We start from the raw sequence: 792 nt of genomic DNA, 5'->3' as shown, positions 1-792 counted from the left end.
AGGTTTTCGGGGTTTTCCTCAGGACCTCGTCGGGTGGTGCCGATGGGTCTGCTGACAACGACGAAAGAGCGCGATCCGAAACGCGCCGGCTCAGGCCCCCCGGTCTGAGCTCCACGTCCAAGCCGCCGCTCGCGGTGCGGGCCCCTCTCTGGGCCTGACCCGCCGCGCAAGGCAGGCACCCGCAGCACGGACCCCCGTCCCTTTGCGTGTGCCCGCCGGTGGTGGCAGAAGAAGGGAAAATCGCCTTGTCCATCCTGAACATCACCCTGGCCCCCCGCACCCGCCGCGGCCTGATGGTCGGCCTGGCCGCCACCGCCGCCGCCGGCTCCCTGATCTCCGCCCCCGCCGCCCAGGCCGCCACCCCCAAGGGCGCCCAGCGGATGGTCGCCATCGCCAAGTCCCAGGTCGGCATCGGCGAGCGCAAGGGCGCAAGCAAGTACGGCACCTGGTACGGCCGCTCGTTCGGCAAGGCCCCCTGGTGCGACATGTTCGTCAGCTGGGTCGCCCGCCAGGCCGGCGTCTCGGGCAAGGTCGGACGGTTCGCCTACACCCCCGCCCACGCCCAGTGGTTCAAGAGCAAGGGCCGCTTCGACCGCAAGCCCCGCGTCGGCGACCTGGTCTTCTTCGACTGGAAGGGCAGCCGCCACATCTCCCGCATCGACCACGTCGGCCTGGTCACCAAGGTCAACCGCAACGGCACCGTCACCACCGTCGAAGGCAACGTCAGCGACAAGGTCATGGTCCGCACCCGCACCATGGGCACCATCGTCGGCTTCGGCCACCCCAAGTACT

Annotated in this window: 1 protein-coding gene; it reads left to right on the top strand. The window is 69.8% G+C overall.

What is annotated here, in order from left to right:
• Nucleotides 1-245: 245 nt before the first annotated feature.
• Nucleotides 246-792: CHAP domain-containing protein (locus IE99_RS0128490; protein ID WP_051713487.1), on the top strand; the 547-nt coding region annotated here is incomplete at its 3' end.

It is taken from the genome of Spirillospora albida, from assembly GCF_000718255.1.
Classification (GTDB): domain Bacteria; phylum Actinomycetota; class Actinomycetes; order Streptosporangiales; family Streptosporangiaceae; genus Spirillospora; species Spirillospora albida.
This window is presented reverse-complemented; position numbering and strand designations above follow the sequence as displayed.